The sequence below is a fragment of the Agromyces sp. GXS1127 genome (genome assembly GCF_050565425.1).
Taxonomy (GTDB): Bacteria; Actinomycetota; Actinomycetes; order Actinomycetales; family Microbacteriaceae; genus Agromyces.
Window position 1 is genome coordinate 18,814 of sequence record NZ_JBOCIG010000008.1, and the last position, 21,521, is coordinate 40,334.

Below are 21,521 nucleotides of genomic sequence, written 5' to 3' on the forward strand. Positions count from 1 at the left end.
GGAACGGGCCGCCCCCGAGGGGACGGCCCGTTCACGAGCACGGCGCGATGCGACGCTAGTCGCGCGCGATCGCGAGGATGCGCAGGATCTCGAGGTACAGCCAGATGACGGTGACCATGATGCCGAAGGCGCCGGTCCACCCGTACTTGCGCGGGGCGCGGTTGCGCACGCCCTGCTGGATGAAGTCGAAGTCGAGCACGAGCGAGTACGCGCCCATGATGACGACGAGGACGCCGATGATGACGCCGAGCGGAATGCCGGCGATCTCGAGGCCGCGGACGCCCCACGGGTTGTCGATCGCGCCGAAGAAGACGAGGCCCATGTTCACGAGCGAGAACACCAGGTAGCCGACCATCGCGACGAGGAACACCTTCGTCGCGCGCTTCGACGCGCGGATCTTGCCCGAGGCGAAGAGGGCGAGCGTCACGCCGACGACCACGAGCGTGGCGATGACGGCCTGCGCGACGATGCCGCCGCCGTAGGCCAGCTCATACCAGGCCGAGATGCCGCCGACGAAGATGCCCTGGACGCCCGCGTACGCGAGGATCAGCGCGGGCGACGGCTCCTTCTTGAAGATGTTGACGAGCGCGAGCACGAAGCCCACGAGGCCGGCACCGATCCAGAGGAAGGGCACGGACTCGACCGTGAGCCATCCGATCGCGGCGCCCACGAGGAGCACGCCGAAGGCGGCGGCCGACTTCGCGATCGAGTCCTCGATCGTCATGACGTCGCGGTCGGGGAGCGTCGCGGGCTGGTTGTACATGTCCTGCAGCTGCTGGGCGGACATGTCCTGTGCGACAGCCACCGCCCCCTGACCGGAGGTGAACGCCTCATTGCGTGAGAAGGCGGGGTTGTTGAGAGCCATTGCTGTGGTTCCTCTGCTTTCGGCTTTCCGTCGTGTGGAGGGGAATCGTGCGGAACCGTCCGGTTCCGTCCTCCAAACCTACCGGTTCCAGCGGTGACAACGCCGTGAAGAGCCCCGGCATTCCGGGGCGGATGCCGCGTGGCCGCTCGCTACGCTTGCCCCATGCTGCGCGATCTCGCCGAGCGTCCGTTCGTCATCGGGCATCGCGGCGCGTCCGGCTACCGCCCGGAGCACACCGAGGCCGCGTACCGGATGGCGTTCGCGCTCGGCGCCGACGCCGTGGAGCCCGACCTCGTCGCCACGCGCGACGGGGTGCTGGTGCTGCGGCACGAGAACGAGATCTCGGGCACCACGGATGTCGCGTCCCGCGCCGAGTTCGCGTCGCGCCGCACCACGCGCGAGGTCGACGGCCGCCCGCTCACGGGCTGGTTCACCGAGGACTTCACGTGGGCCGAGCTCGCCACGCTCCGCGCGAGGGAGCGGCTCGGGGGCATCCGCCCGCACAGCGCGAGCTTCGACGGCCGGTACCCGATCCTGCGGTTCCGCGACCTGCTCGACCTGCTGGATGCCGCGACGGACGAGCAGCGCCGCATCATCCGCCTCGTGGCCGAGTTCAAGCACGCGACGCACTTCGCCGCACTCGGACTCCCGCTCGCGGAGCTGTTCGCGGCGGAGCTCTCGGCCGCCGGCTGGGGGCGGGGCGACGACCGGCTCGTGTCGGAGTCGTTCGAGCCGGGGCTGCTCGATCGGCTCGTGTCGGCGGGCGTGCGCGGCACGCGCGTGCTGCTCGTGGAGGATCGCGGCGCGCCGTACGACCTCGTCGCGGTGGACGGCTCGGCGGCGAAGCGCTACGACGCGTTCGTGAGCGAGCGCGGGCTGCTGGGGCTGACCGGCGTCGTGCACGGGGTGAGCGTCGGCAAGGGGCGGCTCGTGGGCGGTCCCGCCGCACGCGGGTCCGCGACGGATGCCGGGGCGTCGCGCCGCGAGCGCCCCGACGCCACCCTCCGCGGGTCGGATCTCGTCGACGCCGCGCACGCGGCCGGGCTCGCGGTGTACACGTGGACCCTGCGCCCGGAGAACCGATTCCTCGCGCCGGAGTTCCGCCGTGGCTCCTCGCGGAGCGCGTGGGGCGACTGGCTCGGCGAGTTCACCCGGATCATGGACACGGGCGTCGACGGGGTGTTCCTCGACCACCCCGATCTCGGCCTGGAAGCGCGGCGGGCGTACTTCGAGGCCGAGGAGCAGGTCTGAGGCCGGTGCTGCGGCGCTTCCGGGCCGACTCCCGTGAATCGGCGCCATCGGCGGCCATTACGCGGGAGTCGCGCCAGGGCGGCGCTGCAGCGGGCCGCGCGTGTCGCGGCGAGTCCTGGAAGGTGGCGCCGTTGGCGGCCATTACGCGGGGTCGCCTCAGCGCTCGACGGAACGCCGCATCAGCGCGGACCGCACGAGATCGACGACTTCGTCGTTGCCCATGTCCTTGCGAATCCGGATCACCAACCACCCCGCGAGTGCCAGGGCATTGAGCCGATCGACGTCGCGGGCGAACTGCGCGTCGTCGGGCCGATGCTGCTCACCGTCGTACTCGACCACGACGCGCTCGGCGTCGTAGACGAGGTCGCCGTGCACGGTCCGACCGTCGAGCAGACGGATCGGATGGTTCCGAAGCGGTTCCGGCAGCCCCGCCGCCACGAGCCGAAGCCGCAACCGCGTCTCGCGCGGCGAGGCGGCCCGGTCTCGGAGCAGCGGGTACGCCGCGGCGATCGCGACCGCGCCGCGGCGCCCGCGGTGGGCGGTGACGGCGCGCTCGATGTCCGCGGGCGTGCAGAGTGGTGCGGGCCACGCGAGAAGGCGCTCGCCAGCCTCGACGAGCGCGTCGACCGGAAGGACCGCACCCAGCTGGCACCAGGTCTCGGCCGGACCGAGCACCGGCAGACCGAGGTGGAGCTGCACCGCAGGTCGCTCGACGATCCGGTGACCGATCACTCCCGCCGCCTCGGGCTCGCGGCGCGATGAGCTCACGTGCAAGCGATGTTCGCGCTCCAGCCGGCTCGGGAGGGGCAGCTCCCAGAGCTGTGCCGCCGTCGTGTGGCTGAACCACTGGTCGACCCTCATGCGCTCGACGTAGGCGCCGCATCGATCGCGGACGCTCGTCGGCACTGCGGCGCTCCGGACGCCGTGGTAGGGCGCGACGAGGTCGGGCGCCCGCAGGCGGGACCGCGGGATGCCACGCTCCGACGCGGTCCGGACGTGGAACGGCCCGAGCTGCAGGTCGAGCGGGAGCGGAGCGGGACGTGGCATGCGCCGAGCCTGCGCGACCGCGGAGTCCGTCCGGGCGCGTTCTCCACAGTCCTCGCCTGCATGGCTGACCCCCGGCGCCGAGTCCCGCGAAATGGCGGTGGACGTCGCGCTTTCACGGGAGTCGTGGATGACGTCGCGTGGAGGACGTCGAGCGAGCAGCACCGCGGGCGTTGGCCTCCGAACGGCCGCGCCGCGCTGTCGGATGCCGCGCCTAGACTTGACGGGACATGACGCTGATCCTCGACCCCGACGACCCCGACGGCTGGCGCGAGGCGCCCGTCGCGGCCTCCGACGCGCGTGAGGGCGGGGCGCAGGGCGCCGGCCATGCGGCATCCGATCGCCTGACGGCCGGCCTGAACCCGCAGCAGCGCGAGGCGGTCGAGTACCGCGGGCCCGCGCTGCTCATAGTCGCGGGTGCGGGGTCGGGCAAGACGCGCGTGCTGACGCATCGCATCGCGAGCCTGATCGACGGGCGCGAGGCGTGGCCGAGCCAGATCCTCGCGATCACGTTCACGAACAAGGCCGCGGCCGAGATGCGCGAGCGCGTCGAGGCGCTGCTCGGCGAGGCCGCGGGCGGCATGTGGATCTCGACGTTCCACTCGGCGTGCGTGCGCATCCTCCGGCGCGAGGCCGAGGCGATCGGGCTGTCGAGCACGTTCACGATCTACGACTCGGCCGACCAGCGCACCATCCTGAAGCGCATCATCAAGGAGCTCGACGCCGACACGCTCGGCTTCACGCCCGCGAGCGCGCAGGCGAAGATCTCGAAGCTCAAGAACGAGCTGAGCGACGTCGAGACGTACGCGCGGAACGTCAACACGAACGATCCGAACGACGTGATGTTCCTCGAGATCTTCCGGCAGTACACGCGCCGGCTGCGCGACGCGAGCGCGCTCGACTTCGACGACCTCATCAGCGAGACCGTCTACCTCTTCCGGGCGTTCCCCAAGGTCGCGGCGCTCTACCAGCGGCGGTTCCGGCACGTCCTCGTCGATGAGTACCAGGACACGAACCACGCGCAGTACGCGCTGATCCGCGAGCTCACGCGGGCGGTCGAACCCGATGTCGTCGCCGAGCTCGACCAGCACGGCGTGCTGGTGCGGGGCATGACGGATGCCACGGGCGCGATCCCCGGCGCATCCCTCACGGTCGTCGGCGACTCCGACCAGTCGATCTACGCATTCCGCGGCGCCGACATCCGCAACATCGTGGAGTTCGAGCGCGACTTCCCGGGCGCGAAGGTCGTGCTGCTCGAGCAGAACTACCGGTCCACGCAGAACATCCTGTCGGCCGCGAACGCCGTCATCTCGAACAACTTCGACCGCAAGGACAAGAAGCTCTGGACGGCCGACGGCGACGGCGACAAGATCACCGGCTACACGGGGTACTCGGCGCACGACGAGGCGCAGTTCGTCGCCGACGAGATCGAGGCGCTGCACCGGTCGGGCGTCGCGTATCGCGACATCGCGGTGTTCTACCGCACCAACGCCCAGACGCGTGCGCTGGAGGAGATCTTCGTGCGGTCGGCGCTGCCGTACCGCGTGGTCGGCGGCACGAAGTTCTACGAACGTGCAGAGATCAAGGACGCGATGGCGTACCTCATCGCCGTCGCGAACCCGCTCGACGAGCTCGCCATCCGTCGCATCCTGAACACGCCCAAACGCGGCATCGGGCCGGCGACCGAGACCGCCATCGCGAGCTTCGCCGAGCAGAACGACCTGTCGTTCCGCCAGGCGATGCGGGCGGCCGACGGCCTCGGGCTCGGCCCGAAGGTCACGACGGCGATCCTCGAGCTCGCGAACCTCCTCGACTCGGCGGCCGCGATGCTCGTGCCGAGCCAGAAGGGCATCGACGAGGGCACCAACGAGGGCGCGTCGAAGGTCTCGGAGGTGCTCGGCTTCCTCATGGAGGGCTCGAAGCTCGTCGAGACGCTCCGCACGAGCCGCGATCCGCAGGACGAGACGCGGGCCGAGAACGTCGAGGAGCTCGTCGCGCAGACCAAGGACTTCGACCGCGAGAACCCCGGCGCGGGGCTCGTCGACTTCCTCACGCAGGTCTCGCTCGTCGCGGCCGCCGACGAGCTCGACGACGCGTCGGGCACGGTCTCGCTCATGACGCTGCACACCGCGAAGGGCCTGGAGTACCACGCGGTGTTCCTCACCGGGCTCGAGGAGGGCCTGCTGCCGCACCAGATGTCGGCGTCCGAGCCCGGCGGCCCGGCCGAGGAACGACGCCTGTTCTACGTCGGCATCACGCGCGCCCGCAAGCGCCTCTACCTCTCGCTCGCGATGAGCCGCGCCCAGTTCGGCGAGGTGTCGGTCGCGATGCCGAGCCGCTACCTGCAGGAGATCCCCGACGAGCTCGTCGACTGGAAGCAGTCGCCCGGCATGGCGAACAGCCGCGGCGGCAACCAGCCGCGCGCGCTGAACGCGCGCCGTGGCTTCGGCGGCGGCGGCGCGGGCGGCGGCGGCGCCTGGGGCACGCGCGACCGCGACCTCGAGCGCTTCAGCGTCACGAGGGCCGCGGCGCCGAAGACCGAGTGGGCGAACCGGGTCACCGGGAACGTGCGCGACAACGGCGACTTGACGCTGGCGGCCGGCGACCGCATCCGCCACACCGACTTCGGCGAGGGCACCGTGCGCCAGGTGACGGGCGAGGGCACCAAGCGCATCGCGCACGTCGCGTTCGACACGGCCGGCCAGAAGAAGCTCCTCATCAAGATCGCGCCGATCGAGAAGCTGTGACCTGGCCGATCCGCTCGCAGCGCACCGTCTACGAGAACCCGTGGATCCGCGTCGTCGAGGACGACGTGATCCGTCCCGACGGCAGCGAGGGCATCTACGGCGTCGTCGAGATGCAGCAGCCGGCGGTATTCGTCGTCGCGATGACCGACGCCGACGAGGTGCTGCTGGTCACCGTCGATCGGCACACCGTGGGCCGGTCGATCGAGGTGCCCGCCGGCGGCTCGGACGGCGAGGACCCGCTCGTCGCCGCCCGGCGCGAACTGCTCGAGGAGACCGGCTTCGAGGCCGACGAATGGCGCGAGATCGGCGCGATGAGTGCGCTGAACGGCATCTGCAGGGCGCCCGAGTCGGTGTGGCTCGCGACCGGGCTGCGACCCGCGCCCGGCCACGCCCACGGCCAGGTCGAGGAGGGCATCCACGAGGTCCGGGCCGTGCCGTGGGCCGAGGTCATGCGGATGGTGCGGGACGGCGAGATCGGCGACGGCGAGAGCGTGGCGGCGCTCATGTACGCGGCGCTCGCGCTCGGACGCGTCCGCTGATCTCCTCCCAGCAACCCCATAGGCGGCGCACGGCGAGGGGATAGACCCCGGGCGCACCATCAGGACATGGCATTCCTCGTCCATGACGCTCGACCCCTCGAGCGGCCCACGCGCCCGGTCGGCGGCGACGAGCGCTCGCGAGCGGGCCGTCGATTGTGGCGAGTCGACCTGCTGCAGGCGGCAGCCGTGACATCCGTCGCCGTCGCCATCGCCCTGTTCCTCGCCGAGGGCGGGGCGGCGCGCTTCGCCGACCCGGGTGCGGCGCTCACCTCGCTCGGCATCGTCGCCGGCCTCGCCGCGACCGACCTCGTGCTCGTCATGCTGCTGCTCGCGGCCCGCGTGCCGCTCATCGAGCGTGCCGTCGGGCACGACGCCGCGATGGCGCTGCACGGCAGGCTCGGCAAGCCCGTGCTCTACCTGCTGCTCGCGCACGGCGTGCTCCTGCTCGGCGGCTACGCGATCGCCGACGGCATCGACCTCTGGGCCGAGGCGCTCGTGATCTGGAACCTGCCCGACCTGCCGCTCGCGATCCTCGGGTTCGCGCTCTTCCTCGCGGTCGTCGTGAGCTCGCTCGTCGCCGTGCGGCGGAAGCTGCGGTACGAGGTCTGGCACGTCATCCACCTGCTCGTCTACGTCGCGGTGCTCGCCGCCCTGCCGCACCAGTTCAGCGTCGGCGGCCTGTTCGTCGTCGGAAGCTGGCAGTGGGCGTACTGGCTCGTGATCACCTTCGGGACGTTCGCCGCGCTCGTCGGCTACCGGGTCGTCGCTCCCGTGGTCGCCACGCTCCGGCACGGGCTCGTGGTCGAGCGCATCGACCCGGTCGGGGACCCGCGCGACGGCGTCGTCTCGGTGACGATGCGCGGCCGACGGCTCGCCGCGCTCCGCGCCACCGGCGGGCAGTTCCTCATCTGGCGGTTCCTGACGGCCGGCCAGTGGTGGCAGGCGCACCCGTACTCCCTGTCGGCGGCACCGCGTGGCGATCGGCTGCGGATCACCGTGCGGGCGCTCGGCGACGGGTCGGCGAGCCTCGCCGGCATCCGCCCGGGGACCCGGGTCGCGCTCGAGGGGCCGTACGGCATCTTCAGCGAGGCCTCCCGCAGCCGTCGTCGGCTGACGCTCGTCGCCGCGGGCATCGGGGTCACGCCGATCCGGTCGCTGCTCGAGTCGGCGAGCTTCCGGCCCGGCGAGGCGACCGTCGTGCTCCGCACGCAGGGGCCCGCCGAGGGCTGGCTGCTCGACGAGGTGCGGGAACTGTGCCACCGACGCGGCGCCACGCTGATCACGGTGCCCGGCGGTCGCGGCCGCGGCTGGCTGACGCCGCCCGCCGAGCAGCAGGGACTGCACCTGCTCGCGCTCGTGCCCGCCGTCGCCGACAGCGACCTGTACGTCTGCGGTCCGCGCGGCTGGGCCGAAGGGGTCATCTCCGAGGCACGCGCCGCGGGTCTGGCCGACGAGCAGATCCATCATGAGAGGTTCGACTGGTGAGACGACGTGCGATGCTCCTGGCCTCCGCGGCCTCGGCCGCCGCCATCCTCGGCGGGTGGCAGCTCGGCAACACCGAGACCACGGCGCTGACGGCCGGCAGTACGACGTCGCAGTCGACGGATGTCGCGGCATCCACGGGCTCGACCACGACATCGTCCGGGGCCGCGGACGGGACCTACACGGGCACCAGCATCTCGACCCGGTTCGGGAACGTGCAGGTCGAGGTCACGATCTCGGGCGGCGCGATCACCGAGGTCACCGCGCTCCAGCTCACCGACAGCGACGGGCGCTCGGTCCAGATCAGCAATCGCGCGGCGCCGATGCTCCGGTCCGAGGTGCTTCAAGCCCAGTCGGCGTCGGTCTCGATGATCGGCGGGGCGACCTACACGAGCGTCGCATACCTGCAGTCGCTCCAGGCGGCGCTCGACCAGGCGGGGTTCTGACGGTGGACGCCGGAGCGCCTCGCGCGGGTCGCGTCCCCGGCGACGGGCTTCCACCCGGAGTGTTCGAGGCGATGGGCACCGTGGTCAGCATCCGGGTCGGGGCGACGGGCGTGGACGCGGATGCCGCGGTGGCCGCCGCGGCGGCGGTCTTCGCGAGGTGGGAGGCGCGGTGCAGCCTGTTCGAACCGCGCTCGGAACTCAGCCGGATCGGGCGCGGTGAGCTGGCGCTCGTCGACGCGAGCGCCGACGTGCGCGACGCCTACGCACTCGCGCTGCACTGGCGTGACGCGACCGACGGCGTGTTCACCCCGCACCGCGGTGACGGAATGGTCGACCTGAACGGCGTGGTCAAGGCGCTCGCCGTCGAGGAGGCGGGGGAGGCGCTCGACCGCGCCGGGTTCGTGGGGTGGGCGGTCAATGCCGGCGGGGACGTGCTGGTGTCGGCGACGTCGGGTGACGCGGCCGATCCCGGCCGGAGCGTGGGCATCGTCGATCCCGCGGACCGCACTGCGCTGCTCGCACGCATCGACCTCGATCCGCCCCGTCGACGGGCGATCGCGACGTCGGGCAGCGCCGAGCGCGGCGACCACATCTGGACCCTGCCCGGGTCGGGCCCGTCGCCGTTCCTGCAGGTGAGCGTGGCCGCGGCCGACCTCGTGATCGCCGACGTGATCGCGACCGCGATCGTCGCGGGCGGGCGGACCTCGCTCGACGACCTCGCCGACCGACACGACATCGACGTGCTCGCGGTCATGCGGGACGGCGGGCTGCTCGCGACGCCCGGGTGGCCGCGGCGGGCGTCCGACGCGGGGGCGTGACTCAGCCGACGTCGACCTCCGGCACCCCGGACGGCCGCGGCAGCCGGGCGATGAGCGCCATCGCGTCGTACGGCGCCCGCACCTTGATGTCGTTGTCGAAGTAGAGGTACGCGTCGCGTCCGGCGTCGAGGTGCGCCCGCGCCCACGCGGCCCACCGGTCGAGCGAATCGTCGTCGTAGCCCGACGCGTACAGCTCCTCCTCGCCGTGCAGGCGCGCGTAGGCGAAGTCGGCGGTGGTGCGATCCAGCCTCGGGTACCTTCCGGCGGTGTCCGCGGTGACGGATGCCGCGCCGTGGCGCTCGAGCAGCGCGACCCAGTCATCGGCGAACTCCTCGAACGACGGATGGCGCACCTCGACCGCGTGCCGGAGCGGCGCGTCGGTTGCCACCGCGAAGGACGCGCGCCCCGACATCCGCTCGTCGTGCCGGGACGCGAGCGCCGCGGCATCCGCCCTGGACCGCGGCAGGCGCGTCAGGAACCCGCCGAGCAGCTCGGGGTCGAACGCGAGCGTCGGCGGCAGCTGCCAGAGGATCGGACCGAGCTTCGCGCCGAGGTCGAGCACACCCGATGCGAAGAAGTTCGCGAGCGGCGCGTCGATGTCGCGCAGGCGCTTGACGTGCGTCACGATGCGCGGCGCCTTGACCGAGAACACGAAGCGGTCGGGGGTGCCGTCGCGCCAGCGGTGCCAGCTCGCCGGTCGTTGCAGCGCGTAGAACGAGCCGTTCAGCTCGATCGAGGTCATGCGGTCCGCGGCGTAGGCGAGCTCGTCGGCCTGCCGGAGCCCCTTCGGGTAGTAGACGCCGCGCCAACCCGCGTAGCGCCAGCCCGAGATGCCGACCCGCGCTTCGGCCATGACGCCCCGGTCAGACCGCCGCGCCGAGCAGGGCGCCGATCGCCCAGGTGACCGCGAGCGCGAGCGCGCCGCCGATGACGACGCGCATGATCGCGCGCGTGCGGGGAGCGCCGCCGATCCACGCCGCGAGCCAACCGGTGATCGCGAGGGCCACGATGACCGCGACGAACGTCGTCGCGACGCGCCACTCGGGCGGCGGGAGCAGGATCGCGAGCATCGGCAGGACCGCTCCGATGAGGAACGCCGCAGCCGACGCCCAGGCGGCGTGCCACGGGTTCACGACGTCGACCTCCGCGATGTGCAGCTCGGCCTCGAGGTGCGCCGCGAGCGCATCGTGCTCGGTGAGCTCGCGGGCGACGAGGTCGGCGGTCTCGGCCGACAGGCCCTTCGCGCGGTAGATCTCGGCGAGTTCGGCGAGCTCCTGCTCGGGCATGGTCTCGAGTTCGTCCTTCTCCTTCGCGATGAGGGCGTGCTCGGTGTCGCGCTGGCTCGAGACCGAGACGTACTCGCCGAGTCCCATCGAGATCGCGCCGGCGATCACCGAGGCGACGCCCGCGATGAGGATGGCTCCGACATCCGTCGTCGCGGCGGCGACGCCGACCACGAGGGCGGCCACCGACACGATGCCGTCGTTCGCGCCGAGCACGCCGGCGCGCAGCCAGTTGAGCTTCTCGTGGACCTTCCCGTCGTGGGGATCGGTGCGGTGCACCGGTTCGGCCGTGGCATCCGTCATGTCGGCAGTCTCGCAAAGCGGAGGATCGCCCGCCAGCATGGTGAGGCTCACCTCAGCGACCGGCGGGCGGCCCGGACCGCCGGCGCCGCGGTCGCGCGTGACGTCCGCCGGCCGCCGGTTCGGCGGCCCGTCGGCGACGGAGTACCATGGTCGCGGCTCGACTTATCTCGACATCGAGGTATCTTGACGTCGAGACTCTCACAGCCGGGCCTCTCACCCACCCATCCCTGCGCGCCATCCGCGCGGAACGATAGGAAGCAGAGCGTGGATCTTTACGAGTACCAGGCCAGAGACCTCTTCGAGAAGTACGGAGTGCCGGTGCTCCCGGGCATCGTCGCCGACACCCCCGAAGACGTGCGCGCCGCAGCGGAGAAGCTCGGCGGCGTCGTCGTGGTCAAGGCCCAGGTGAAGACCGGCGGCCGCGGCAAGGCGGGCGGCGTCAAGGTCGCCAAGAACGCCGACGAGGCGGAGGAGGCCGCGAAGGCGATCCTCGGGCTCGACATCAAGGGCCACGTCGTCAAGCGCGTCATGGTCGCCGGCGGCGCGCGCATCGCGCAGGAGTTCTACTTCTCGGTGCTCCTCGACCGCGCCAACCGCTCCTACCTCTCGCTCACGAGCGTCGAGGGCGGCATGGAGATCGAGCAGCTCGCGGTCGAGAAGCCCGAGGCCCTCGCCCGCATCGAGGTCGACCCCGGCACCGGCATCAGCCCCGAGAAGGCCCGCGAGATCGCGGTCGCCGCGAACTTCCCGGCCGAGCTCGTCGACAAGGTGGCCGACGTCTTCGTCAAGCTCTACGACGTCTACACCGGTGAGGACGCGACGCTCGTCGAGGTGAACCCGCTCATCCTGTCGGAGGACGGCGACGTCATCGCCCTCGACGGCAAGGTCACGCTCGACGAGAACTCCGAGTTCCGTCACGCCGGCCACGCCCTCCTCGAGGACAAGGACGCGGCCGACCCGCTCGAGGCGAAGGCCAAGCAGCTCGACCTCAACTACGTCAAGCTCGACGGCGAGGTCGGCATCATCGGCAACGGCGCGGGGCTCGTCATGTCGACGCTCGACGTCGTCGCGTACGCCGGTGAGAACCACGGCGGCGTGAAGCCCGCGAACTTCCTCGACATCGGCGGCGGCGCGTCGGCCGAGGTCATGGCCAACGGCCTCTCGATCATCCTCGGCGACCCGCAGGTCAAGTCGGTGTTCGTGAACGTCTTCGGCGGCATCACCGCGTGCGACCAGGTCGCCAAGGGCATCGTCGGCGCGCTCGCCGAGCTCGGCCACGAGGCGAACAAGCCGCTCGTCGTGCGCCTCGACGGCAACAACGTGGCCGAGGGCCGTCGCATCCTCGAGGAGGCGGCGCACCCGCTCGTCACCCTCGCCGACAACATGGACCAGGGCGCCGACAAGGCCGCCGAGCTGGCGAACGCCGCGTAAGCGCAGAAGGACAGGATCACTGCAATGACGATCTTCCTGAACAAGGACAACAAGGTCATCGTCCAGGGCATCACCGGCGGCGAGGGCTCGAAGCACACCGCGCGCATGCTCGCGGCGGGCACCCAGGTCGTGGGCGGCGTGAACGCCCGCAAGGCCGGCACCACCGTGCTCCACAAGGACAAGGACGGCAACGACGTCGAGCTTCCCGTCTTCGCGTCGGTCACTGAGGCCATCGAGGCCACCGGCGCGGACGTCTCGATCGCGTTCGTCCCGCCGGCCTTCACGAAGGATGCCGTGATCGAGGCGATCGACGCCGAGATCCCGCTCCTCGTCATCATCACCGAGGGCGTGCCCGTGCAGGACTCGGCCGAGTTCTGGGCCTACGCCAAGGAGCAGGGCGGCAAGACCCGCATCATCGGACCGAACTGCCCGGGCATCATCAGCCCCGGTGAGGCCCTCGTCGGCATCACGCCGGCGAACATCACCGGCAAGGGCCCGATCGGCCTCGTCTCGAAGTCGGGCACGCTCACCTACCAGATGATGTACGAGCTGCGCGACCTCGGCTTCTCGACCGCGATCGGCATCGGCGGCGACCCGATCATCGGCACCACGCACATCGACGCGCTCGAGGCGTTCGAGGCCGACCCCGAGACCAAGGCGATCGTGATGATCGGCGAGATCGGCGGCGACGCCGAGGAGCGCGCCGCCGACTTCATCAAGGCCAATGTCACGAAGCCCGTCGTGGGCTACGTCGCGGGCTTCACCGCGCCCGAGGGCAAGACCATGGGCCACGCGGGCGCCATCGTGTCCGGTTCGGCCGGCACCGCGCAGGCGAAGAAGGAGGCCCTCGAGGCCGCCGGCGTCAAGGTCGGCAAGACGCCGTCCGAGACGGCCCGCCTGCTGCGCGAGGTCTACGAGGCGCTCGGCGCGTAAGAGCGCGGATGCCGCGGCCGGGCGCTCGACGCCCGGCCGCGTTCCACGGGAGGGGCCCCGCCGGTGATGCCGGCGGGGCCCCTCGTTTCAGGATCGGGCTGCCTTCTCAGCTCACGGGTCGATGACGATCGTGCACACCACGGTGCGAGGCTCCAGGTCCTCGATCGTGATGCTCGGGTCGTCCATCATGTCCGCGAGGCTCACGGCGTCTGAGCCGGCCACGTCGCACTCGATGCTCGAGAACGTGCCGCCGTCGACGTGCGAGTCGACGCTCACGGTGAGGTTCGTGAGCGGGACGTTCGTGAAGGTGACGGACGGCTCGCTGTCGCAATCCGTGTCCTCGACGACGGTCGCCGTCTGCGGGTTGTCGCTGGTCACGGCGTAACCCTCGGGGACGGTCTCGGTGACGGTGTAGTCGCCGGACTCGACTGCGGGCAGGCAGGCGATGCCGTTCTCGTCAGTCGTGACGACCTCGCCCGCGGCGGGAAGGTCACCGCCCGTGATCGTGAACTCGACGCCCTCCTGCGGGTGGTCCTCGCCGAGACCGAGCCCTGCGTGCTTCATCGTCTTCTCGATCACCACGGCACCGCAGTTGTTGATGTTGGTGTCGAGCGGTGCGATGAAGTCCTTCATCGCGGCCGTGAACGAGTCGGACGAACGGCTCTTCAGGTAGGCGCTGCCGAAGGCGACGCAGCCGTCGCCGACGATTGCCGAGAAGTCGACCGTCGCCTCGCCGAACGTGCGCGGCGAGATGTCGCCGAGTCCGTCGGCCTCAGCCGAAGAGATCGCCGATGTGTTGATCGAACCCGTTGCGTCGTTCGTGGCGCTCAAGTTCACGCGCGTGCCCCAGCACGGCGTGCTGTTGGCGGCCTCGCACTGCGACTTCGGTCCGCTGGCGACCCACTTCGACAGGAACAGCTCGGGGTTGGTGCCGCCGTTGGCGAGGTCGTACTGGATGAGCAGGTCGTTTGCAGTGCGGACCGGGGTGACGCCGTTGGCCGAGATGGTCTTGGACTGGTTGAACTCGAAGTCCATGTTCGTCGTACCCGTCGGGTCTTGGACGCGGTGCCAGAACATGTGCAGGAAGTCCCCGCCGGGAGTCTCCTCGAGGTAGGTGCCGAACGTCTTCAGGTCGGACTTGTTCGGGGGGATGCTTCCGGAGACGACCGAAGGTACGAGCGTGTCCTCCTTCGAGCCCTGGCCGAACGAGTCGTCGCCGGTGCCGCTGTCCTTATCGGCCTTGCGGGCCTCGGCCACGTTCGCCCAGTCGAGGGACGGCGGGGACGCATGGTCGACCCTGAGGTTGGCGTCCGTGTCGATCTCGAAGTTGCTGCCCGGCAGGCTCACGTCACCGTGGGCCGCGAGTGCGGGGCCGCCGATCAGGGCGGTCGCACCGAGGGCGAGGAAGCCGGTCACGGCGGCAGCGCGCAGGCATCGCCGCCGGAACGTCGCTCGTTCGCGGGAGGTACGGATTCGGGTTGTGGATGGCATCATCGCCTCCGGTGTCGCAGGTTCGTCCGGTCCGGCCGGGCCGGACGCTCCTCTGCGGGCGATGAGCGGACTCGGGCGGTCCGCAACGGCGCGTCCGACGGGGTGGGTAGGTGCTTCATCGGGCGTGCATCGCGCCGTAGGGGTCTCTCACGCCAGTCCGCAGATTACTCGCGAGAGGTCACCGCCGGAAGCAGAATTGAGCAGTCCTCATTACCCCAGATCGGGGGACGAACGGCACGAGTGGGTCCCGCCGGCGATGCCGGCGGGACCCCGTGGATCAGGTCGTGGCTGCCTCCTCAGCTCACGGGTCGATCACGATCGTGCACACCACGGTCCGAGGCTCGAGGTCCTCGATCGTGATGCTCGCGTCGTCCATCGCGTCGGCGATGGCGACCGTGTCGGAGCCGTCGACGTCGCACTCGATGCTCGAGTACGTGCCGCCCGGCACCTGCGAATCGACGCTCACCGTGATGTTCGTGAGCGGCGTGTTCACGAACTCCTTGACTGCGCCGGCGTTGGCGTCGGCGCAGTCGGCCGCCTCGGTCACGTTCGCGGTCTGCGTGCCGACCGGCGCGTAGCCGTCGGGGACCGTCTCGGTGATCGTGTACAGGCCGGCGAGTCCGCTCACCAGGAGCCCGGTCGCGCACGCCACACCGTTCTCGTCGGTCGTGACCGTGACGCCCTCGGGGGGCAGCTCACCGCCCGTGATCACGAAGTCGACGCCCTCGTGCGGGTGGTTCTCACCCAGGCCGTCGGCCGCGTGCTTGCGCAGCTTCGTGATCTCGATCGCACCGACCTCGCGCTCGTTGTGGAACGTGCACGTGATCTCCTCGCCGGCGCTCAGCCCGATGGAAGCCGGATCCGAGCCGTCGTCGCACGTCGCGCTCACGAGGTTCCAGTAGTCGGGAACCGTCTCCGCCGCGTCGTAGGTGCCGGGGTCGAGGTCGGAGAAGGTCTCCGAGTCGGCGCCCGCAGCACCGGCCGCGGTGGTCGTGAGGGTGAACGGCGACGGCGTCAGGGTGCCCGAGGTGAACTCGAACGACCCGGTGCCGCTGTCGGTGATCTTCTCGATGGTGATCGAGCCGCTCGCCCGGTTGGTGTAGGTGCACTCGAGCTTGTCATCCGCGTCGTCGATGTCGAACGTCACCGTCGCTCCGACGATCTGCGGTGTCACTCCCGAGCTCGCGTCGCAGTTCACGCTCACGAGCTCCCAGCCGCTGGGCAGCGGGCTGTCCTCCGTCACGGTCAGTCCCGTGCCGAACAGCACGTCGGCGTACGTCTGCTGCTCGGTGTTCTTGAGCGAGAACGCCGGATCGTCGAGCGTCGGATCGTTCACGCCCGCCAGGCGATCGAACGAGGTCGAGTAGTCGAACGACGTCGTCGTGTCCGAGGCAGGCTGGGTCACCTTGTGGATGATCACCGTGCCGCCGGTCTCGTTGCCGTACGTGCAGTCGAGGATGTCGTCGGCGTCGTCGATCGCGAACGTCACGGTTCCCTCATCGACGTCGACCACCGGGGTGACGCCGCTGCTGGCGGAGCAGTCGATCGACTCGAGATCCCATCCCGGCGGGACGGTGCTCTCGTCGATCGTGTAGCCGGTGCCGATCAGCACGTCGGTGTACGACTGCTCGCCGCCGTTCTTCAGGCTGAACGACGGGTCGTTCGCCCCGGAGAGCCGATCGAGGTCGGTGGTGAAGCCGAAGTCCGCGTCACTGGTGTCGGGGTCGGGGTCGGTCACCTTGTGGATGATGACCGTCCCACCGGTCTCGTTGTAGTACGTGCAGTCGAGCACGTCGGTGGAGCTGTCGAGGGCGAACGTGACCTCGCTCCCGGAGATCGACGGCGTCACCCCGGTGCTCGCGCTGCAGTCGACGCGGTCGAACTTCCAGCCGGCCGGCACGGCGCCCTCGGTGACCTTCAGGCCGGTTCCGAAGAGCACGTTGTTGTAGGTCTTCGTCCCGTTGTCCGCCAGTTGGAACGTGTTCCCGGTCGCCGGCGCGGTCGCGAAGGTCTTCGTGTAGTCGAACAGCGTCGTGGCGCCGTCGGGGTCCGTCTGCTTGCGGATGATGACCGTGCCGCAGTTGGAGATGTTCACTGCCTCGGGCTTGATGAAGTCCTTGATCTCCGAGTTGAACGCGTCGGAGGAGCGGGACTTCAGGTAGGCGCTGCCGAACGACGTGCATCCGGCGGTGCCGAGCAGGGCGGTGAAGTCGATCGACGCCTCACCGAACGTCCGTGGCGAGAGCGCTCCGATGCCGAACGCGGAGTTCGCGGCCGAGATGTTCGACGTGTTGATCGAGCCGCTCGCGAGCGAGGCGGCGGTCAGGTTGATCCGCTTGCCCCAGCACGGGAACGAGTTGCTCGCCACGCAGTCGGCGGTCGAGGCGGCTTCGGTCCGGTACGGCGGGTCGAAGTTCGCGTCGGTCAGCCAGAATGCGACCCACAGCGTCGGCGAGGTGCCACCCCTCGACAGGTCGTACTGGATGAGCAGGTCGCCCTCGGTGCGCACCGGCGTGACACCGTTCTGGTCGATGGTCGGCGACTGGTTGAACTCGAAGTCCATGTTCGTGGTGCCGTTCGGCTCCTGCACACGCGTCCAGAACAGGTGGACGAAGTCCTTCGTGGCGGTCTTCTCGCGGAGGACCCCGAAGTACTTCAGATCGCTCTTGTTGTTCGGGATGCTGCCGGCGACCACAGTCGGGTTCGAGATGTCCTCCTTGGCGCCCTGGCCGAACGAGTTGTCGGTCTGGCCGGTCGGCTCGTCCTGCTGGACCTTGACGTCCAGCCCGGCGGTCTTCCAGTCAATCGAGGGAGCGGCCGCGTCCTGCGTCAGGTTCGCGTCGGCCTCGATCTCGAAGTTGCTGTCGGGGAGGCTCAGCGGAGCGGCGGCAATCGCCGGACCGGCGAGGAACGCCGTGCCGACGAGTCCGGCGATGCCGGCCGCCGCGGCGATCCGCAGACATCGCCGCCGGAACGTCATCCGTTCCTCGGGCGTTCGGGTTCGGGGTGTTGAAGGCATCATCGTCTCCGTGTTTCGCAGTGTCGTCCGGTCCGGGCGGGCCGGACGTTCCCCTCTGCGGGCGAACGGGCGAATCTCGGGTGGTTCGTCTTCGGCGCGTCCGGCGACGTGGGTAGGTCGTGCCGGGCGTGCGTCGCGCCGTAGTGGTCGTAATGCCACTGGGAACGCTACTCCGACGCGAGGAATGCTCAGTACCCCAGATCGGGGCACGTGGTGGCAGAGTTGGGGACATGAGTGCGGTCGGTCCCGAGGCGAGCGGTTCGGAGCGGAAGCGGGCGTCGGACGTCCCGGCTCCGGCGTCGCCCGCCGAGGTGCTCCGGACGAGCTTCGTCACCGAGGAGTCCGTCTACGGCGTCATCCTCGTCTCGGGCATGATCGTCGTCGCGGGCGGCCACGGCGAGAGCTCCTGGCGCGTGTTCTGGACGGTCGTGCTGACGGTCCTCGTCTTCTGGGCCGCGCACGTCTACGCGGGCACGGTCGCGCACCACGGCTTCGACGACCACCGCATGGTGAGCCTCGGCGAGGCGTTCCGCGGTGCGCTCCGTCGCTCGTTCGGCATGCTCGTCGCGGCGCTGATCCCGTCGTCGATCCTGTTGCTCGGTGCCGCTCGCGTGGTCCCCGACATCTGGGCGATCTGGACGGCGCTGTGGGTCGGCGTGATCGTGCTCGCCGTGCTGGGCTTCATCGCCTTCCGGCGCCGGGGCTCCAGCCTGCTCGTCCAGGTGGCCGGCGCGCTCGGCACCGCCGCGTTCGGGTTCGCGATGATCCTGCTCAAGGCGATCGTGCACTGACACGGATGCCGCGGCACGGCGTGTCACGGGACCATCGTCTTCCTCCGGACCGCGACGGTCGATATCGTCGGCAGCGTGGCCGACCGGGGGAGTGGTGCGCAGATGAGCGATCCGACGAGTTCCGACGACGACCTGCGCGCGCGGATCGCCGCGCTCGAGGCCGAGAACGCGCGCCTGCGCGCCGATGCGGCCGAGACCCGCGACCTCTCGGCGGAGGTCGCGGCCGCGACATCCGCTGACCCCGAACGGCCGAAGCGTCGGCGCGGTCGCACCGTCGCCGCGGTCGTCCTGGTGGTCGTCGCGCTCCTCCTCGCGCCGATCGCGGTGATCACCGCGTGGGCGCGCGCCGAGCTGGTCGACACCGACCGCTTCGTCGCGACGTTCGGGCCGCTCGCCGCGGACCCCGACGTGCAGGCGTTCCTGGCCGACGAGGTCACCGCTGCGATCCAGGAGCAGGTCGACATCCCGCAGCTCACCTCCGACGTCTTCGACGGCATCCGGGCGCTCGACCTGCCGCCGCGCGCGGAGGATGCGCTGTCCCTGCTCGAGGCGCCTGCGGCGCAGGGCCTGAACTCGCTGCTGTCGTCGACGGTCGACCGGGTCGTCACGTCGGACGCGTTCGCCAACGTCTGGGACGCCGCGCTCCGCGCGAGCCACACCCAGTTCACCGCCGCGCTCCAGGGCGACCCGGACGCGATGCTCGAGCTCGGCGGCGACGGCACGCTGTCGGTGCAGCTCGGACCGATCATCGAGGCCGTGAAGGAGCGCCTGGGCGAACAGGGCGTGGGCTTCGCCTCGGCGATCCCCGTCGTGGACCGCAGCGTGCAGGTCGCGCAGGCGGACTCGCTCGTGCTCGTGCAGACCGTCTACACGCTCGCCGTCGCGGTCGGCACCTGGCTGCCGCTCATCACCCTGCTGCTGCTCGCCGCCGGCGTGCTGGTCGCCAAGCGACGCAGCGTCGCGCTCGTGTGGACCGCCGGCGGGCTCGCGTTCACGATGCTGCTCACCCTCGCCGGGTTCGGCACGGGCAAGCTGTTCTTCGTCGGCACGGTGAGCCCCTCGATCATGCCGAGCGGCGCGGCCGAGGCGATCTTCGGCGGGCTCACCGAGTTGATGGTCTCGACGCTCACGGCCCTCGCGGTGCTCGCGCTCGCCGTCGCGATCATCGCGTGGCTGTCCGGTCCGTGGTCGTCGGCGCGACGCGTCCGCGGCTTCTCGGACGACGCGTTCGGCGCGGTCCGCCGGAGCGCCGGGGACCACGGCATCTCCACGGGTCGCTTCGGCGCCGGACTGCACCGCTGGCGGGTCGCGGCGTACGCGGTGATCGCCGTGGTCGCCTCGCTCGTCCTCTGGTTCTCGAGGCCGCTCGAGGTCTCGACGGTCGCGTGGACCGTGGTGATCGCGCTGCTCGCCGTGCTCCTCGTCGAACTCCTGCGGCGGCCCGAGCCGGCGCCGGCGGTCGAGTCCGCGCCGTCCGTCGATCCGGGAACGGCGGTCGAGTCCGAGCCGGAGTCGGTGCCGATCGCGAGCCCGTGATCCGGTACGCCGCCGTCCGCTGACCCGCGGCCGCGGCATCCGCTCGGGCCTCGCCCAGCACGTCGTGCACGGCGCCCGCCGTGCCCGGGTTAGGCTCGCGTGCGATGAGACGCACGACGATCGCCCTGCTGGCCGCACTCGAGGCCACCGTGGCGGTGCTCGTCGGCGTCGGCCTCGCGCTCGTGCCCCTCATGCTGCTGTGGGCCGTGCACTTCGGGCTCGCCGCCCCGGTCGACGCCTTCTTCCGCGCCGCGGCGGATGCGTGGCTGCTCGGCCACGGCGTCGACCTCGTCGTGCGCCTGGACCCGGCGACCGCCGCCTCGGTCGGCATCGCCGGCGCCGATGCGCCGTTCACCGTCGGCATCGCGCTCCTCGGCTTCGCCCTCGTCACGTTCCTCTTCGGCCTGCGCATCGGCCGCCGGGCGACCGCGACCGGCACGCCCATCGTCGGCGCGGTGTCGTCCGTCGCCGTCACCGCGCTGCTCGGCGCCGCGCTCGCGGTGTTCGCCTCCGCGCCCGCCGCCCAGCCCGTCGTGTGGCAGGCGGCCGTGCTGCCGGGGGTCGTCATGGGCGGCGGCGTGGTCGCGGGGGTCATGGTGGCCTTCGGCAGGTCTGGCTGGGCGACGGATGCCGCGACGAGCGCCGTGCGCGACCGGCTCGATTCCCTCCCGCTCGTCGCCTGGGCGGGGGTCCGCTCGGCGATCCGGATCGGCGTCGGGTCGGCGGTCGGCATCGTCGGCGTCGCCGCGGCGCTCCTCGCCGTGCGTGTCGTCGCCGATCATCCGACGATCATCGGGCTGTATCAGGCGCTCGCCGCGGGCGTCGACGGCGGGATCGCGATCACGCTCGTCGAGCTCGCGCTCCTGCCGAACCTCGTGCTCTGGGCCGCCGCGTGGCTGCTCGGACCGGGCTTCGCGCTCGGGGAGGGCACGATCGTGTCGCCGAGCGTGACGCTCATCGGCCCGGTCCCCGGCCTGCCTGCCCTCGGCGCGCTGCCCTCCGACGGCGCGCCGCTCGGGGTCCTCTGGCTGGCGCTGCCCGTGCTCCTCGGGTTCGGCGGTGCGGTGCTCGTCGGCCGCAGCAAGCCCGAGCGCGACGACGAGCCCTGGTGGGCGACGCTCGCGGTCGGGCTCGGCTCCGGCGTCGTCGCCGGGCTCGTCATGGGCGTCCTCGCGTGGGGCTCCGGCGGCGCCGTCGGGCCGGGGAACCTCGCCGTCGTGGGGCCGGATCCGCTGCTCGTGGCGGGCGTCGCGGCGGCGAGCGTCGGCGTGGGTGCCGTCGCCGGCGCGTTCGGCGCGAGAGCGCGAGCGCGCTCGCGGCACGTCGACGGCGACGAGGGGCCGACCCGTGATCCCTGGTGGCGCAGCGGGCCGGACGGGCTCCGCGACGACGTGGACGGGGACCGGCCCGACGCCGACGAGACCGGTTCGCGCGCCGATCGCCGGACCTCGCCCGACGAGGTCGAGACGGTCGAGGTCGAGGGCGTGACGCGGGGCGGCCGCGGCCGCTGAGGTCGATTTCCGCGCCTCCGGGCACCGTGTT

At 71.2% G+C, this 21,521-nt stretch carries 17 protein-coding genes; 11 read left to right on the forward strand and 6 right to left on the reverse strand.

Going from position 1 to position 21,521, the window contains the following annotated elements; translation table 11 throughout:
• Positions 1–55 precede the first annotated feature (55 nt).
• On the reverse strand, positions 56–865 hold the full coding sequence (locus ACQ393_RS14665; protein ID WP_430647616.1) for a Bax inhibitor-1/YccA family protein: 810 nt from the start codon (positions 863–865) through the stop codon (positions 56–58).
• A 162-nt stretch (positions 866–1,027) separates the two neighbouring features.
• Here ACQ393_RS14665 and ACQ393_RS14670 point away from each other — a divergent pair, with 162 nt between their 5' ends.
• Complete coding sequence (locus tag ACQ393_RS14670; protein ID WP_430647617.1) at positions 1,028–2,116, forward strand: glycerophosphodiester phosphodiesterase family protein; 1,089 nt, start codon at positions 1,028–1,030, stop codon at positions 2,114–2,116.
• Positions 2,117–2,272: 156 nt separating this feature from the next.
• Here the strand turns inward: ACQ393_RS14670 and ACQ393_RS14675 are convergent, their stop codons facing one another.
• On the reverse strand, positions 2,273–3,163 hold the full coding sequence (locus ACQ393_RS14675) for an endonuclease domain-containing protein (protein WP_430647618.1): 891 nt from the start codon (positions 3,161–3,163) through the stop codon (positions 2,273–2,275).
• A gap of 227 nt (positions 3,164–3,390) precedes the next feature.
• Here ACQ393_RS14675 and ACQ393_RS14680 point away from each other — a divergent pair, with 227 nt between their 5' ends.
• The 5 genes from ACQ393_RS14680 to ACQ393_RS14700 all read left to right on the forward strand — a co-directional run bounded on the left by ACQ393_RS14680 (position 3,391) and on the right by ACQ393_RS14700 (position 9,192).
• A complete protein-coding gene (locus ACQ393_RS14680; protein ID WP_430647619.1) occupies positions 3,391–5,907 on the forward strand; it encodes an ATP-dependent helicase in 2,517 nt (838 codons plus the stop codon).
• A complete protein-coding gene (locus ACQ393_RS14685) occupies positions 5,904–6,446 on the forward strand; it encodes an NUDIX domain-containing protein (RefSeq protein ID WP_430647620.1) in 543 nt (180 codons plus the stop codon). The genes ACQ393_RS14680 and ACQ393_RS14685 overlap by 4 nt, the downstream gene beginning before the upstream one ends.
• A 66-nt stretch (positions 6,447–6,512) precedes the next feature.
• Positions 6,513–7,931, forward strand: a complete 1,419-nt coding sequence (locus tag ACQ393_RS14690) for a ferredoxin reductase family protein (RefSeq protein WP_430647621.1) — start codon at positions 6,513–6,515, stop codon at positions 7,929–7,931.
• Positions 7,928–8,374: an FMN-binding protein gene (locus ACQ393_RS14695; protein WP_430647622.1), complete on the forward strand. Its 447-nt coding sequence runs from the start codon at positions 7,928–7,930 to the stop codon at positions 8,372–8,374. The genes ACQ393_RS14690 and ACQ393_RS14695 overlap by 4 nt, the downstream gene beginning before the upstream one ends.
• Positions 8,375–8,445: 71 nt before the next feature.
• A complete protein-coding gene (locus ACQ393_RS14700) occupies positions 8,446–9,192 on the forward strand; it encodes an FAD:protein FMN transferase (RefSeq protein ID WP_430647623.1) in 747 nt (248 codons plus the stop codon).
• A 1-nt stretch (position 9,193) separates the two neighbouring features.
• Here ACQ393_RS14700 and ACQ393_RS14705 read toward each other — a convergent pair whose 3' ends face one another.
• Together ACQ393_RS14705 and ACQ393_RS14710 are read right to left on the reverse strand one after the other, a co-directional pair.
• The gene (locus ACQ393_RS14705) at positions 9,194–10,045 is read right to left on the reverse strand and encodes a DUF72 domain-containing protein (protein WP_430647624.1); all 852 of its coding nucleotides are present in this window, start codon (positions 10,043–10,045) and stop codon (positions 9,194–9,196) included.
• A gap of 10 nt (positions 10,046–10,055) precedes the next feature.
• Positions 10,056–10,778: a VIT1/CCC1 transporter family protein gene (locus ACQ393_RS14710; protein WP_430647625.1), complete on the reverse strand. Its 723-nt coding sequence runs from the start codon at positions 10,776–10,778 to the stop codon at positions 10,056–10,058.
• Between the two features lie 264 nt (positions 10,779–11,042).
• Between ACQ393_RS14710 and sucC the strand changes: the two genes are divergently transcribed.
• Entirely contained in the window at positions 11,043–12,209 is a 1,167-nt protein-coding gene (gene sucC / locus ACQ393_RS14715) for an ADP-forming succinate--CoA ligase subunit beta (protein ID WP_430647626.1), read from the forward strand.
• Between the two features lie 24 nt (positions 12,210–12,233).
• A complete protein-coding gene (gene sucD / locus ACQ393_RS14720) occupies positions 12,234–13,142 on the forward strand; it encodes a succinate--CoA ligase subunit alpha (RefSeq protein WP_430647627.1) in 909 nt (302 codons plus the stop codon).
• Positions 13,143–13,253: 111 nt separating this feature from the next.
• Here the strand turns inward: sucD and ACQ393_RS14725 are convergent, their stop codons facing one another.
• Complete coding sequence (locus tag ACQ393_RS14725; RefSeq protein WP_430647628.1) at positions 13,254–14,558, reverse strand: prealbumin-like fold domain-containing protein; 1,305 nt, start codon at positions 14,556–14,558, stop codon at positions 13,254–13,256.
• Between the two features lie 376 nt (positions 14,559–14,934).
• Complete coding sequence (locus ACQ393_RS14730; protein ID WP_430647629.1) at positions 14,935–17,613, reverse strand: prealbumin-like fold domain-containing protein; 2,679 nt, start codon at positions 17,611–17,613, stop codon at positions 14,935–14,937.
• A gap of 269 nt (positions 17,614–17,882) precedes the next feature.
• Between ACQ393_RS14730 and ACQ393_RS14735 the strand changes: the two genes are divergently transcribed.
• From ACQ393_RS14735 to ACQ393_RS14745, 3 genes are all read left to right on the forward strand, one after another.
• The gene (locus tag ACQ393_RS14735) at positions 17,883–18,443 is read left to right on the forward strand and encodes a hypothetical protein (protein ID WP_430647630.1); all 561 of its coding nucleotides are present in this window, start codon (positions 17,883–17,885) and stop codon (positions 18,441–18,443) included.
• Positions 18,444–18,545: 102 nt separating this feature from the next.
• Positions 18,546–19,979, forward strand: coding sequence for a hypothetical protein (locus ACQ393_RS14740; protein ID WP_430647631.1), 1,434 nt, complete (start codon positions 18,546–18,548; stop codon positions 19,977–19,979).
• A gap of 104 nt (positions 19,980–20,083) precedes the next feature.
• On the forward strand, positions 20,084–21,490 hold the full coding sequence (locus ACQ393_RS14745) for a cell division protein PerM (protein ID WP_430647632.1): 1,407 nt from the start codon (positions 20,084–20,086) through the stop codon (positions 21,488–21,490).
• Positions 21,491–21,521 lie beyond the last annotated feature (31 nt).